Annotated in this window: 11 protein-coding genes; 9 read left to right on the top strand and 2 right to left on the bottom strand. The window is 40.7% G+C overall.

The features are described 5' to 3' along the window. The first annotated feature begins 346 nt into the window (after window positions 1–346). From B1C82_RS13370 to B1C82_RS13330, 9 genes are all read left to right on the top strand, one after another. Window positions 347–859, top strand: a complete 513-nt coding sequence (locus B1C82_RS13370; protein WP_086448031.1) for a hypothetical protein — start codon at window positions 347–349, stop codon at window positions 857–859. Window positions 860–885: 26 nt separating this feature from the next. Further along, the gene (locus B1C82_RS13365) at window positions 886–1,413 is read left to right on the top strand and encodes a hypothetical protein (RefSeq protein WP_157894132.1); all 528 of its coding nucleotides are present in this window, start codon (window positions 886–888) and stop codon (window positions 1,411–1,413) included. 46 nt (window positions 1,414–1,459) lie between these two features. Next, window positions 1,460–8,773 (top strand): RHS repeat-associated core domain-containing protein, encoded by a 7,314-nt coding sequence (locus B1C82_RS13360; RefSeq protein ID WP_086448029.1) that lies wholly within the window; start codon window positions 1,460–1,462, stop codon window positions 8,771–8,773. Between the two features lie 19 nt (window positions 8,774–8,792). Continuing rightward, window positions 8,793–9,467 (top strand): hypothetical protein, encoded by a 675-nt coding sequence (locus tag B1C82_RS13355; RefSeq protein WP_086448028.1) that lies wholly within the window; start codon window positions 8,793–8,795, stop codon window positions 9,465–9,467. Then, on the top strand, window positions 9,464–10,129 hold the full coding sequence (locus tag B1C82_RS13350; RefSeq protein ID WP_086448027.1) for a hypothetical protein: 666 nt from the start codon (window positions 9,464–9,466) through the stop codon (window positions 10,127–10,129). The genes B1C82_RS13355 and B1C82_RS13350 overlap by 4 nt, the downstream gene beginning before the upstream one ends. Further along, on the top strand, window positions 10,126–10,821 hold the full coding sequence (locus B1C82_RS13345) for a hypothetical protein (RefSeq protein WP_157894131.1): 696 nt from the start codon (window positions 10,126–10,128) through the stop codon (window positions 10,819–10,821). The genes B1C82_RS13350 and B1C82_RS13345 overlap by 4 nt, the downstream gene beginning before the upstream one ends. 120 nt (window positions 10,822–10,941) lie before the next feature. Continuing rightward, window positions 10,942–11,832 (top strand): LA_3334 family protein, encoded by an 891-nt coding sequence (locus tag B1C82_RS13340; RefSeq protein ID WP_086448025.1) that lies wholly within the window; start codon window positions 10,942–10,944, stop codon window positions 11,830–11,832. After that, window positions 11,829–13,223: a Kelch repeat-containing protein gene (locus B1C82_RS13335; RefSeq protein ID WP_086448024.1), complete on the top strand. Its 1,395-nt coding sequence runs from the start codon at window positions 11,829–11,831 to the stop codon at window positions 13,221–13,223. Before B1C82_RS13340 ends, B1C82_RS13335 begins: the two co-directional genes overlap by 4 nt. A gap of 4 nt (window positions 13,224–13,227) precedes the next feature. Beyond that, window positions 13,228–13,839, top strand: coding sequence for a tetratricopeptide repeat protein (locus B1C82_RS13330; protein ID WP_086448023.1), 612 nt, complete (start codon window positions 13,228–13,230; stop codon window positions 13,837–13,839). 253 nt (window positions 13,840–14,092) lie between these two features. Here B1C82_RS13330 and B1C82_RS13325 read toward each other — a convergent pair whose 3' ends face one another. Together B1C82_RS13325 and B1C82_RS13320 are read right to left on the bottom strand one after the other, a co-directional pair. Beyond that, entirely contained in the window at window positions 14,093–14,437 is a 345-nt protein-coding gene (locus B1C82_RS13325; protein ID WP_008595143.1) for a P-II family nitrogen regulator, read from the bottom strand. Between the two features lie 35 nt (window positions 14,438–14,472). Continuing rightward, a complete protein-coding gene (locus tag B1C82_RS13320; protein ID WP_086448022.1) occupies window positions 14,473–15,771 on the bottom strand; it encodes an ammonium transporter in 1,299 nt (432 codons plus the stop codon). Window positions 15,772–15,808 lie beyond the last annotated feature (37 nt).

The raw sequence follows: 15,808 nt of genomic DNA, 5'->3' as shown, positions 1-15,808 counted from the left end.
GGGCTGCTACAGGCTCGGGCAGCCGCCCTCGTCCTTTCAGGACGCTTCGCGCCTTCCGCATCCCTTGCGGGTTTAAGTCCGAAAACTAACTCACCAACAAAAGATCATTCCGATTTACTACTCTTTCATTGTTGCAATCGATACAGAAAAATAGATTTAGAAGATTCTAATATATCTCGAATGGGATACTTTCGACGCAATTCTCATAATAATGAATGAATATTCCGGAATAATTGGAAAAAAATTTTTTCTAACTTTTCAATGACTTATTTAAATATTTTTGACTTTTTTTTGTCTTTACCACTACGTTAGTCGAATATAAGCATAAGATAAAGCTAATTTAAAAATGAAAAAACTGATCTTAATACTGCCTACATTCTCTTTTTTCTTCATCGCATGTCCTGGAGATAAAGAGGACCCGAAATATCTTGGACTGATTTTTCCAAGTCTTATGGCAGCTTCCTATCCATCTGTTCCTGCCACTGGATGCAGTGATCCAGACAATACTCCTACATTAGTCCCAAATGTGGAGACAAGAGTAGATGATCCTATCCCTGGTACTTATTATTTCTTCATCGTAAAAGGAAATGAAATTCCGAACCAAATTGGTGGAGGATACAGCCTTACCATCCAAACCTATGCAGCTCCGATACAAGTTTATGTGGCATATCTCTCAAGACCAGTGACTACTTACGAACTTATATTCAAACGCCAATTCTTTGAAAACGCTGCCATGCCTTACTCTGGCTTTAATGATAATAGCCAATTTGCAAGTATGCCGATCGGCTATTATCGCTGCTTTATTATCTATCGGCCTCCAGGAAACGGAGGTATGTTCGGCCTCCTCATAGAAAATTGAATTTATATATAAAAGAAAGGTTAAAAATGAAAAAGCTAATTTTGATACTTACGACATTCTCCTTCTTCTTTATCGCATGCCCTGGAGAAAAAGAAGATCCCCCGATCGATCCTAAATTTATGGGAGTCGTCCTTCCTAGCCTAGTGGCTGCTTCCTATCCTTCTGTTCCCGCTACTGGATGCAGTAATCCAGATAGTACCCCCACACTTGTCCCAAATGTTGAGACAAGAGTAGATGATCCTATCCCTGGTACTTATTATTTCTTCATCGTAAAAGGAAATGAAATTCCGAACCAAATTGGTGGAGGATACAGCCTTACCATCCAATCCTATGCTGCACCTATCGAAGTTTATGTGGCATACCAATCTAGACCCGTAACTACTTACGAACTTTTATTCAAACGCCAATTCTTCGAAAACGCTGCCATGCCTTTCTCTGGATTCAATGGAGATGGTTACTATGCCAGTATGGAGGTTGGTAAATATCGCTGCTTTATTATTTATCGCCCGCCTGGCAATGGCGGCACCTTTGGTCTTCTGATAGAAGATCATTGATTTAAAATCACAATTTATTCGCTTAAAAATTGAATTGAGGTACAAAATGAGAGCCTTTCCTGCGATAGCTATGCCTAAATCTATTCCTACTCTTTCCAAACTAGGAAAATTTTCCCCTTTGAGCTGGAATCGTAAATCCAGGTTTGGATTGATCATCTTATGCTTATTTGCGTTAGGCGCCTTTTGGAGCGCGCCTCAAGAATCCGGGGTCCCATTTCCATTGCCTGAAATCAAGGTGGCTCCGGATGGACGAGCGGTCAGCTCTATCGGGATTCCAGTTCCACCTGGACCTGCGAAATTTGTACCTTCCATTTCACTCTCTTATGATTCTCAAATGGGGAATGGTTTTTTGGGAATGGGCTGGAGTCTGGGTGGATTTGGACAGATCAAAAGAGATTCTACATTTGGATCCTTTACCTACACTACTGCGGATCATTTTATCTCAACAGAAGACGGAGAACTAGAGTCCTTAACCGTTGCTCAAGGAGGAGGCTATCATGCAAAAAGGGAAACCTTTAGAAAGTATACACCGGCAACTGGATGTGGTGACGTATGTTCCTGGTCCGTAAAAGAAGGAAACGGTACTACGAGTTATTACGGGGAGCTTAATGGAAGTTCCGCTTATAATTCTAGAGTTGTAAATGCCTCGAACCAAGCAAATATCTGGGGCTTAAACCGGATCGTAGACAAGAATGGAAATACAATCGAAATTTTATATCATCCCCAATCCCAAACGGACGGAGTACTCTATCCTCAATACATTCGGTATAATGGAGGAGCTTCTGAAATAGAATTTGTATGGGCCTCTCGCGCAGACTGGGTACGTTCCTGGATCGGAGGATCAAGCGTAGCTCAGACTAGACTTTTAGATGAAATTATAGTAAGATTCCAAGGATCGGAAACAGATTCTTGGGATTTTAGTTATGGAACAGATGCTAATAATCGCAGGATCCTAACTAGTATCGAAAGAGATACATTCGCGCCACTTACCTTAACCTATAATCTTGGGACTCTTGATCTTTCCCAAACTCCTGCAGTCGTCCAAAGGTCAGGTACAGCTCGAATCAATGCAAAATTAAAATATTCTGATATAACTTCTTGTTACGGATTATATACCGTATGTGCCTCAACTATGTTTGGAGCAAATCTACCTGCTGCAGTTATGTGTGCTCTTGGATTTATACAATCAGGGAATGATTGTGCGGATGGAATTTCTTCGAACATAGGATTTTTCGGAGATGTAAATGGGGATAAAGTTTTAGATTACATAAGAATCGTAACGGAAGATTTTGAGAGACCTTATATAGGAATCGGCGGCATTCAAATTGACGATCCTATGCTAGAGTACCGAACTGCAAAAATTTGGGTTAGTTTCGGAAAGATCGATAACGCTGGAATCACTAGATTAGATACCGACGAATGGAGTACTCTAAAAACGAATGCTTTCCGTTTTACTGATGGAACCCAAGCTTTCCCGGCCGATGTAGATGGCAATGGTAGAGCTGATATCGTATTCATCGGCGATTACGGTGCAAAGGTCCAAGTGTATTTATCCACTGGGAACGGTTTTTCTCTCCAGGATACAAATGTAACTTCTACAAATCCGAAACCTGATGGAGGAGGAGCGATCATTAAATTCCTGTCTCCTGACAGAAGGACTTATAACCATCTTGCGGATCTAAATGGAGATGGTCGTACTGATTTTGTCCAGTACAACCCCCTTGATTCAAAAGCCTATGTGTATTACTCGACTGGAACTGGATTCGATGGAGGAAGAGCAATCAATGGGATTACGGATTACGGAGTGACCAACCAAATGTTTGTGGATTTGGATGGAAATGGAATCCCTGATTTTATTACTTATGACCGAATCGATAACAATACAACCAGACGAATGGTATATACACTATTCGGCGAGAACCAAACAGTTTTATATAACGGAAGTCTAACATTAGGAACCGAAGGAAAATTTGATAATTTTTATTTCTCCGACCTAAACTCGGATGGGCTTCAGGATTTAGCAGTAGTCCTACCGGTAGGCGATATTAATACCACGAAAAAAGGCTCATTAAAAGTTTATTATTTTGATAGCAAAAACTTCATCAGCCCTCAGGGATTCTCTCTTTACGATTTAAGATATAAAGAAGATACGAATAAATATAAATCTGCAGTTGTTGCAAATCCATACGGTTTGGATTTGCGCAGAGATGCCGGTCCTCAAGATGTTCTCTATCTCACAGGCGGTAAATTAGAAATTTTATTCCATGACAATGCATCTAATTACGATATCGATCTTAAGCTTTCCCTTGATAATCCAGATCCACCCACCGATGAAAATGGGAACCCAGTTCCAATACAAGGAGCAGGAGAATACGATGCAGCTTCAATTAAAATAGATATTGATAAAGACGGAGTCAAAGATACACTTTGGGTGCATGTATTTGCTGACGATGGGTCTATTGCAGATCTTTCTTTAAGGATCAAATATTCCACAGGACCAACAGACCCTGTTACCTACGATCTTGACTGGCCAAAACTAAAGGCATATGCTTCCCAAGATCCAAATGCAGCAGATTGGCCAGCATTAAGTCAGTCCGCATATGATTCTTGGAGAATGGGAATTTTCTTCGGGGATTATAATGGAGATGGTAGAAACGATACAATCTGGTGTGACGGTTCTAATATTCGTGTTTCTTATTCTAAACCAAATGGTACTGGAGGACTTTCTCTTGCACAGTATGGCGATACAAATCCAATCTCATCTTCTTTCTTAAATCAGGTTTCAGATTTGAATGGAGATTCAAGAGTAGATCTTATCTCTATTGAATCTTCAATAGCTCTTTTAGAATATCCTGCGAACTTCACAAGGATAAGAAGTAATGTTCCATTTGTTGGAGACGGTAATATTACATTTACAAATACTCCGATAGCATCACCTGCCGGGACTTTATCTTCTATTTCAACTTCAAAGGGAACTAGAGTAGATATTAGTTATAACTGGGAGGCAAAGCTTCCTGAGACAAAAGCTCTCAGCTCTACATTTCCATCCATCGCGTTTCCAGTATCCAAGTATGTAACTACTAAGGTACAACAAACATTCCCGGATACAACTCAATCCAGTACTGAATTTACCTATAACCAACATAAGTTTTATAATGGGACTAGAGATGTAAGAAGAGATCTGGGATACGCTAGCGTAAAACAGGTAAACAAACTCGGAAATATAATTATCAACGGAAAAGAAGACTACTATTTCCAAGGAGTCGACTATTATACAGACGGGCTTGTTTCCAGAACTGTAGAATCTTCTAGAGGGCAAACAGTTAGAGATACAACTTATACTTGTAATTCTAATCTATCTTTCTTCGCCACATATTTTGGGAGATGTACAGATTCAATCTCCACAGTATATGCAAATGGAAGCCCTCATTTTTCGATAACAGGGACTATCATTTACGATCCATACGGAAATGTGAGACAGAGAACCACAACTTTACCTGGTTACACTCTTGTAGAGGATATCCAATACTTAAACGATAACCTTCTATGGAATTTAGGAATGGAGATCGTTTTCACCAAAAGGGTGAACGGAGTTAAGGTAGAAGACAGGGCCTTGACCTATGTGGATAATAAAAACATAAGTTCAATTCAGACATTTCCGGGAACAACGGAAGCGACCTATGCAGCTTATTTCTATGATAATTATGGAAACGTAATAGAAACCAGAGACGGATTAAATCGAAGTACGATTTACGAATACGATTCTGCTTCGAATAGTTATTTAACCAAGGCCACAAACCCTCTTCTTCATGTGACCGAATATGTATATGATATTCCAAAAGGTCTTCTTATGGAAGAAAAGAATCCGAATGGGCAGTCTGTGGTTAGAGAATATGACGATTTCGGAAGAATGATCCAGATTATCCAACCAGGAGAATCCGAAGACTGGACAGAAAGATATCTATACGAAGGCACAGGAGGATTAAACCCAACTCTGACTCGAATAGTAAAAGACAGCGTAAACGGAGAGGTCCAGACAAAACAATACTTCGATTCTATGGGAAGAGTGATCCGAGAAGAAACCACTTTGGCCCAAGGAAAAATTCTAGCAAGTCTGACCGAATACGATGTTTATGGCGCAGTAAAAAGAAAATCATCTCCTTACTTGCAAGGATTGACTAGTCCGATCTATTCAAACTACACTTATGATGCAAACGGGAACCTAATCAAAATTACAAATCCAGATGGAACTTATTCCGAGATTAATGCAGTTCCGGATTCAAGTAATGGAAATCTGACCACGACAAATACAATGTTCTCCTCAGCAGGAGTGCAAGTTTCCACTGCAACAGTAATCACAGATTCAAGTAAGAGAATCCTTTCCAAAAATTCGAATGGGCTTTTAACAAGCTATGGATACGATTCCGCTGGTAGACAAAATCGTATCACCGATCCTGCAGGACATCAGTCCAATCTCACCTTCTATCCGTCCGGAAGACGTAGAACGTTTTCAGATCAAAACTCCGGAACAACGAATTATGAATATGATACTTTAGGAAATGTTACTAGAGTTAGGACCGCATCCGGAAAAATAGTGGATCGCACTTACGATTCTCTAAATCGACTTTTGACGATTACAGGAGGTGCAGGTACAAATATTACTTATTCATATGACCAAGGAACAAACGGAGTCGGCAGGCTTTCAAATGTGATCGATCCTACTGGAAGTACAGCATTCGAATATTCTGAATCAGGCGATATTATTCGTACAACAAAGACTGTAGATTCCCTTACTTTCGTATTAGAAAGAGAATATGATAACCTACATAGACCTATCTCTACTCGTTATCCTGATGGTTCTATCGTTCGGAACAAATACGAATTGGGAGGATACTTATCCCAAGTTAGTATGGATGTTCCAGACTGGAGTAGCTTAAACCACCCTGTAGTTTCTTACGTTGGCCCTGGATTCAGTGCAGACGGAAACCTAGTAGTGACAAGGACAACCGGAAACGGAGTAATCACTGAAATCTCAGTAGACCCGGTCCATCTCAGAACTTCTGGATATAAAACAACATTAAAGAACGGAACAGTTCGACAATCCGTTAAAGTAAAATACGACGATATAGGGAATATTACAAAAATTGAAAACTTAGCCTTTCCTTCGGAGACCCAAGATTTTACGTATGATGCAAATCAGAGACTGGTCACCGCCACCGGAAGTTTCGGAACTGAAAATTATACCTATGATTCTTCCGGAAACATGACCGCGAAAGGAGATAAGACATTAACTTATTCCGATACGAGCCATGTCGGTGCGGTTACTTCCGTTTCTTCTCCTTCTCTTGGAACTATGAACTATTCTTATGATGTAGATGGGAACATGGTGGCCAGAAACGGAGACACTCTTATCTACGACGCTTATGGAACTTTGAAAGAAGTACAAACTTACGGCGGCCAAAATTATAAGATGTATACAGACTTCACAGGCGCCCGTGTGAAGAAAAGAAGTGAAAATGATAATGTGGATATATATACGGTATTTGGAATATACGAATTACAAAGAATTCCAAGCCAACCAGACAAACATACTCTTTATATTCATGGAGCAAAAGGAGAAACAGTTTCTCAGCTGACTCGGACGGATGCAGTACTTGTTGCCGCAAGCCAACCTGATACGAGTCTGTTATATGCAATTCTACCTTTCTTGAAAGACGGAGGGGCTCTACTTAAGATCGGAATGGGAGAGTCACTTGCTCAATTATTCTCTCCTGAAATCTGGACCAAAGTATGTATGGGAAGTTTGGCCCTGGTCATTCTGGGTTGGACTTCTCTTATGTTATTCCAAGGAGTATCCAGACGTGAAGGAAATTCTTGGGCATTACCATTCGCTCCGATCTTAGTGACTGCAATCTTGATCCAAAGCGGTTGCGGAATTATTCCTACAGGAGGATCTGGAACAGCTCCTTGGGTGGCAGGTGCTGCTGCAATTGCGGCTGACGTGCCAAGCGTAAATTCACCAAACCCAACTGCGCCGGGAGGATTTACAAACGCTCCTGTTCCTGGAATGTATTTCTATCATGCCGACCAATTAGGAAGTCTAACCATGCTCACTGACGGAGCAGGACTTTCTGCAAGCGGCGGAGAAATGCCCGGAACGAGCAATATCAAATACAAACCTTATGGAGAGATAGACAGAGCGAACTCTTCAGGACCAGATATTACCGCTCGAAAATATTCCGGCCAATTAGAAGACAGAGAAACTGGATTATATTTCTCCGGATCGAGATATTACGATCCGGATACCGGAAGATTCCTGCAAGCGGATAGCCAACTCAATCCTGAAACCATGGGGCTCAACCGTTACATGTATGTGAACGGAAACCCGATCTCTTTCCGAGATCCAGGAGGGCATAACGCAATCGTTGCCGCGTTCAACGACCTATGTGCCACCATCTTCGGAAGCACAAAGGGCGCACAACTTGCATTCCAATACTATGTGCAACAATCAAATGATCCTGTTCTTAAGATCCTTGCAGGCTTCTACCAAAAAGTAGAAGAGAAAAGGATGATCCGGAGAATGCGCGATACGCAGATCTTCAATACAGTGGTGGCGGCAATTGTTGCAGTGGCTCTGATTGTTGTGACCTGGGGGGCTGCTACTCCAGCAGCCATATCTGCTGAAGGAGCAGTAACGGGCGGATCAATGCTCGGAAATGGACTCGCTTCAATTGGTATGTCATCTGGTTGGGTTTCAGGAATCGTTTCATTTGCAGCCAACCTTGGAGTCTCTGCAGCCGGATATGCCATTGGTTCTTCTGCAGGATATGTTGTAGGAGGATATACCGGGACCGGTGGGCGTTGGAACGAATCTACTGCAATTCGAGGGGCACAATTGGGAGGAGGAATTGGATCCATGGTAGGGCCGATAGCCGCAGAGAAACTCGGTTGGGAATTTATGCCTAAGGGTATATCAAATACCACTGAATTCAAATCGAGTAATTTCGAATACTTTGAAGGGTCGTTAGGAAAACTCGGCTACGGAATAGATGCAACAATTTCTGGAGCATTGACAGCGGGACGCTTTTTAGGCAGACAATTCGGAGAACTTGCCACTACAACAGCATTAAATTGGACCGCGACTACTCTTCTCGGCGGATTTGTAAATTTCAAATGGAGTAACTGGGATTTCACTGGTTATAATTTGAAGGAATCTATGAACCGAAGAAACTCTGAGCCTGAATTTATGGCCAGCGGGTTTTTTACAGTGAGTGGGGATGCTTGGGGAGCTGTTGGATCAGGAATTTATTCTGGAACCGGCTTTAACGCAGCATTAAATAGATTCTGTTACGGTTTGTAAAGAAAGTTAGGAAGTTAGTATGAAATCTAATTCGAAACATAATATAATTTTAATAGGCTCATTGATCATATGTTTTTTGGGAGTTATAGATTGTTCCTCCAAAATTTCTCTCGTATACAATCGCCTTCCAAAAATGGATTCTCCATCGAACTATGGAACTCTTGAGGTCTCGTTAGAAAATATAGAAAGGTCTACAGTAAAGTCCATATACATATGGTATCTTGCTCTATTTAATAACGAAATTATTGAAGTTGCAGCAAATAAAGCGACAAACATTCAAACTCATGAAGGTGATCTATATGCAGACATTCCTTACCAAATAAATCTCCCGCCCGGCGAATACTATGCGCGTCTTGAAGCTTTAGATGTCCCTGCAAAAAACCATGACCTAGTATTTCCGTTTAGTGTGTTTTTTGGTTATTATCTTGATATAAGAAAAGAACCGAAAATAGCAATTGCATCAAACTATATGAACTCTAAATGTTCTTTTGATGATAAATTTTTGAATCAATGTAGCAAAATTATAATCAAGAAAAATCTGATATCTAAAATCATTATACGTGTGCAAAAAGAAGTCCCAGTCAAATCTGAGTTAGGCATTCAAGCGGCAGGACCTCGTCGGATACCTCTTCCTCATGTTATTAATATACAAGAATCCCCCGAAGTTCTCATCGAGGTTCAAAACCCAAAATGAGGAATTATATTAAAACCAATTGGAAAAAGTTTGGTTTATTATTAATTTATCTCATAATCGCAAACTGTTCTTCCAAATTATCCCTCTTAAGAGAACGCCTACGTCCAATAGATTCTATACCAGACAGGGGCGTTCTTGAAATTTCGTTAAATAATGAAGAGAATAAAAAAATTGAAACGATTAACATTCATGGGCTTCTTATTTACGATCAGGATCTCGTAAAAAAAACCAATATCAACCCTCTCTTTTTACAGGGACATGAAGGAGAGCTCTATGTGAATTCTCCATATGAAATAAAAATCTCACCGGGCGAATATTTCGGTGTGATCATTTCAACATGGGATTTGTTTAATAGGCATGATTTAACATTTAATTTCGGTGCGAATTTCGGATTTTATTATGATTCTTCTGGACTTGTAATTGATCTAAACAACAAAGAATCCGTTTGTCAGCTGCAAACTAATACGATTCACAGATGCCAACAAATCATCATTAAAAAAGACACTAAAACGCGAATTATAATAAAAGTCCAGAAACCGGCTCCGATCAATAGTTCTATAGACATTAGAACGACAAGCGGCGCACGTCCAATTCCTTTACCTTATATTGTCAAAACTCGCGAAACCCCTGAAGTCCTCATCGAGGTCCAAAATCCGAAATGAAACAATACGTTAAGAATAATATAATGAGGTTTATATTATTCATTATGCTCATGATGAGCTACATGAACTGTTCATCCAAAATCTCCCTTTGGAGGGAGCGAATTCCTCAAAACGAATCTCAGCAAGAACGAGGAAATTTGGAAATATCATTAGATAATTCAAAAAATAAAAAAATCGAAACAATTTATATACAATGGTTCATCATCAGAGGACAGGAAATAAAAGAGAAGTTTGAGACGACTCCTCGTTATTTGCAAATTCATTCTGGAGAACTTTATGCAAATACTCCGTACGCTATTGAAATTCCTCCAGGGGAATCACTTGTAGAATTACATTCAGCTGTACTTCCATTCCGAAATACTGATCTAGAATTTCCATTCCAAGCATACTTCGGATATTATTATGAATTAGAAAATTACTCAACAAAACTGATCGTTTCAGATTACAGGGAACCATTTTGTTCTACCATCAGCCAATCGAATATTTACACGTCCGAAAGACGCTGCCAGAAAATTATTATTAAAAAAGATTCTAAGACCAAAATCATCATTCACGCGCAGCCGGACGGCCCAATAAAAACTGAATTAGGAATGAAGGTCCGAGCAGCCGGTCGAATACCACTAATTATCCCGCAAGCTATTAAAACTCGCGAAACCCCAGAAGTCCTCATCGAGGTCCAAAACCCGAAATGATAATTTACCAAAATATAATATAAATTTTCTAAAACAAGTGTCTGAGGATGAATGAAAAAGCATATCATAAGTATATAAAACAACCGTAGTAATTCAAACCTGCGTTATGAGGAATATTAATTGAAATTAAAATTGAAAATTTCCTGCATCTTACTTTTCCTTTTCGTTTCTTCCGGTATCCAAGCTGCCGAGCTTTTATTAAACAACGGAGATGCGTTCATTCTAGAAGTGATTTCGGAAGACGAAAAATATGTAAGAGCTCAATGGAAAAATAGGGTCTATGCAATTCCCAAAAAAGACATTCGAAAATTAGATTATGCTAAAAAGGGAGAACAAGTCTCTTATAGTTATTCCACTTATCAACTAAAGGACGGAAGTAGGATCCAAGGAATTCTCGCCAAAGAGAACGATTCAGTTTATGTAATCCGTACAGAAGTAGGTTTTTTGGAGATCGATAAGTCCAGAGTTTCCAATGTGGAAAGCTCGGGGATTAAGGAACCAGATCTTCCGTCCGAATATCTTCCTGCCAACCAGCCGCAACCAGAAACACTCTTTGGTTTGACTGCTGCGTACATGCCTAATTTTCAACCCCTTGGCCCAACATTCCCTGCTACAGGCGCGTTTGGATTCTTCGTTGAGCCAGCTTTCATGCGAATGAGAGATACTTACCAATGGGGTTTCAGAGTAGAAGGCCTCTCTTCTAAAAGTGAATTGGGAAACTTCAGTGTTTTGCATGCCTGGACGAATTTCGGACGAAATTGGCTTATAGGCGGAAATCAAAATTTGGATTTCTACGCTAAATTGGGATTAGGTGTCGCGTCCGTTCAATACAAATACGAAGAGAGTTCTAGGGCAGGTTTAGATCCTTCCGCATCTTTAGAGTTAGGTTACCAAGGATTTCGTTGGGGAGATTATCAACTTAGGACAGGAATCAGAGGAACTTGTTTTTTCGAAAGAACCACTACTTTCTGCATGGCAGGTTTAGAAATATCCATAGGTAAAAGATTATGAAATTGAAAAATATGTTTGTGATGGTCTTGGGATTTTTGGCAATCTCTTTGATCCAATGTGAAAACTCTCCTTTTTTAGAAGGTACGAATAATACTACAAATAAAGTGGAATGGTTTCAAGTCTCCTTAGGTGCAAAACAAACCACACTTAACTGGGGTTGCTCCTCTCCGACTAAAGCCTGGCTTGCTTATGGCAAGAACTCCCCCGAATCAGTTAAAGCTTCTATGACGAGTGAAAAAATCCACTCAGTCCAAATGGATCACCTAGAGCCTAACACCGATTATACGGCTTATCCATATTGCGGGGAAATGTCCGCCGAAAAGATCTATTCTGTTCCGTTCAAAACTTGGATCAGCGACGACCCGATTAGAACAAGAGGGATTTGGATAGTCGGAGGTATAGGCGCAGATCGTAAGCCTGTGGCAGAAATCGACCTATACGATCCTGTAGAAAATAAATGGTACCCTACAATTAGCAGAATGCCGACACCGAGAGCTTACGCATCGGTAGTAAATCATAAAGGAATTATTTTTGTAATCGGAGGCGTCACGGATGTTGCCGGTTCTTTCGTCATTAGCAATAAGGTAGAAGCATACGATCCTATTTCAAATATTTGGAAGTCTTATGCAGATTTGCCTACAAATATTCAAGGCGCAGTCGCTACTTCTGTAGAAAACAATATCTATGTTCTTTCGGGCACTACCACTATGGATATGACTACCGGCACTCTAACAAACCAAGTGTATAAACTTTTTCCCGAAACTCCCGCAGGAAGTACTGGAACTTGGGTGAACTATACTTCTTCTACGAATATATTCAAAAAAATTGATATGTCCAGTTGCACAATCGGAGGAACATTATTCTTTACGGGAGGACGATTTTTTAATAGTGGAAATCCAGATCCTTCTTCGGATGTATATGTTCCTTCTGCAAACGCGGTTACTTCTTTTAATGAACCGAGCCTAACTGGTGACTCAAGACATGGTGCCGGAATTGCTTGTATTCGCCCTCAGGCAGGAGATCCTTTTCCGGCAGATCGTAGCGGGATTATTGCAGCAGGTGGTTCTACTACCGGAAGCATTACACAACCAGCCGGAATTATCAGCCCTAGTTTTCAATTTGACTATCTAAGCACTGAGCCGACTGCAGCTTCCTTCACTGCCGGACCTTCTATCCCCATAGCTCGATATTTTCCTTCCGTAGAATATTCTTATGAGAATAGAAAGGCGTACGTTATGGGCGGTGCTGTTAGTTTGAATGTTCCGAGCACAAACGTTTATGCAATCGAAGTAAATCTATCAGGAGCTGTAGGAGGTCCTTGGGAAACCGCTGGGTTAGCAGCAATGCCTAGAGCAAGATACGCTCATTCTGCAGTGATCATTAGCAGGTAATTATATGAAAAATAAATATTTAGTTTTTCTAATCTGTTTCCTATTCGTACTAGAAATTCTCGGGGATACTATACCTGAGGATTATCCTGAAATAAAAAGGGTTCTTGAATCAGGAAATGTAAACCAAGCACAAGATATGTTGGACCCTTTACTTCAGTCCAAACCTTCTGATCCAACACTTGCATTGTACCAAGCTGAAATTTGGATACGCAAAGCGGAAACTTATTATCAAGAAGGAAGAAAACTTTCTTCATTCGAATTTTTCAAAAAAGCATACGAAGTTTGGCCTAATCATAATCTAGTTAGAACAAGATATTGGGAATTACAAGGGAAGAAGTTAAAAGACTCCGTACCAAAAGCCAATGGGAACTATGGATCGATCAACAATACTGGAAAAGGAAACAACGCACAAAAAACCGTATTTGTATTTGATCCTGAACTACAAGAGCTTTCCGCAGAATTAAGACAGGAAATGAAAAAGAATATTGCTGAATTGCAAGAACTAAGAGCGGCTTCAGAAGATACAAGATCTTGGTCGAGATGGATTTGGTTATCTGCCGGTGCTATCATCGGATTCGGACTTGGAATCGTTACTTCGGTATTTCGCCGCAAATAGAATTCAGATTTTCATAATCATTCCGAAATTGCTTTCAATTGATTTCCAGGATCGAAGATATTACATTCGATCCCGTTCGTTTTCAGAACAGGTTGCGAAAACGATTCATCCTCCACTTAGAGTCCACAGATTAGATATACCTTTTAAAAACTGGATCGGCTAACAAAATACAGACGATATTAAGCCTAGGTATAAAAATGGGGTCGGTAAATCACCGACCCCGAAGCTAGTTTCGACTCGTATTGGGGAAGAATTAAATCGCTGAGCTTCCTCTTTCTCCTGTGCGAATACGGATTACATCTTCGAGAGGAAGAATTAATATTTTTCCGTCTCCGATCTTTCCGTCGCCAGTTTTGGCAGCTTTCAAGATCGCATCAACAGTAGGTTTTACGAACTCATCGTTTACTGCGATCTCCAATCTTACTTTTCTCAGAAGGTTTACTTGGTATTCATGTCCGCGAAATACTTCAGTCTTACCTTTTTGCTGCCCGTAGCCTTGCACGTCGCTTACGGTAAGTCTATAAATTTCATTCTTAGTAAGCTCCGCTTTAACCTCTTCCAGTTTATGGGGCTGGATAATTGCTACGATTAATTTCATATGCTCTCCTTTACTTAATGTATAAATTCAAAAGGTTATATAATATAACCTTTTTCTCCGTGAATCTCGGAATCGAGTCCAGCAATCTCTTTCTCTTCGGAAATCCTGAATCCGATTGTTTTCTCGATGATAAACACTAAGATCAAGGATACTACGATAGAATAAGCACCGGTTGCTACAACACTGATGATCTGAACGATAATCTGGTCTCCGCGAGTAACTCCTTCAGGAATGTAATTCGCAAGTGCAAATACACCTGTAAGGATCGCACCGATAGCTCCACCAACGCCGTGAATTCCGAAAGCGTCCAAAGAGTCATCGTATCCGAGCTTACCTTTCAGCAGAATAGCACCGTAACAGATTGGGGATACAATTGCTCCCATAATCAATGCGCCAGTTGCGTCCACAAAACCTGCAGCTGGAGTGATTACAACCAGACCTGCAACGATCCCAGAAGCTGCTCCAAGAGCAGTAGCTTTTTTAGTGTGAAGATATTCGATTAATAACCAAACTGCGCCAGCTGTTGCAGGAGCAACTAAGGTAACAACAAAAGCTCTTGCGGCCTGACCGTTAGTGGCAAGACCAGAACCTGCGTTAAATCCAAACCATCCGAACCAAAGGAATCCCGCACCGATTAAGGTGTAAGTCAAGTTGTTCGGAGCGATAAGTGCAGGGCCTTCTCCCTTACGTTTTCCTAATACGATTGCTGCAGCCAAACCTGCGATACCGGAAATCAAGTGAACTACTGTTCCACCTGCGAAATCCAATGCAGTCTTTTTGAATAACCAACCGTTAGCGGACCATACCCAGTGCGCGACTGGATCGTAAACTAAGGTAGACCATGCTAGAATGAAAACGATGTAACCGGAAAGTTTCACTCTTTCTGCAATCGCACCGGAAATTAAAGCCGGAGTGATTAGCGCGAACATTCCTTGGAAAAGGAAGTGAATGTATTTCGGAATAGTTCCTTCCAAAGTTTCGTCGGTAATTCCATTCAACAGTAGAAGTTGAAAATCGCCGAAAAATGGACTATCGCCGGAGAATGCTAAGCTGTATCCGAATACTGTCCATTGGATAGTTAGGACAAGTATTGCAACAAAGCTGTGCATCATCGTAGAAAGAACGTTCTTAGATCTTACGATACCGCCGTAGAACAGCGCGAGTCCTGGGATCATGAAGAACACGAAAGTGGAAGCCACGATCATCCATGCGGTATCCCCTTTATCCAAAGTAGGGGCAGCAGGTGCGGCTGGTGCTGGTGTAGCGTCTTGACCCCAGATCAGTACTGGAGCGATTAAGATCAAGAGCGCGATAAGTTTTTGGGCAATTTTCATTTTCTCAAATCTCATCTCGAAAATATGTTTAATCCAA

The organism is Leptospira venezuelensis, assembly GCF_002150035.1.
Taxonomy (GTDB): Bacteria; Spirochaetota; Leptospiria; order Leptospirales; family Leptospiraceae; genus Leptospira_B; species Leptospira_B venezuelensis.
The sequence above is the reverse complement of the archived record's forward strand: the minus strand, read 5'-3'. Positions and strand labels throughout refer to the sequence as shown.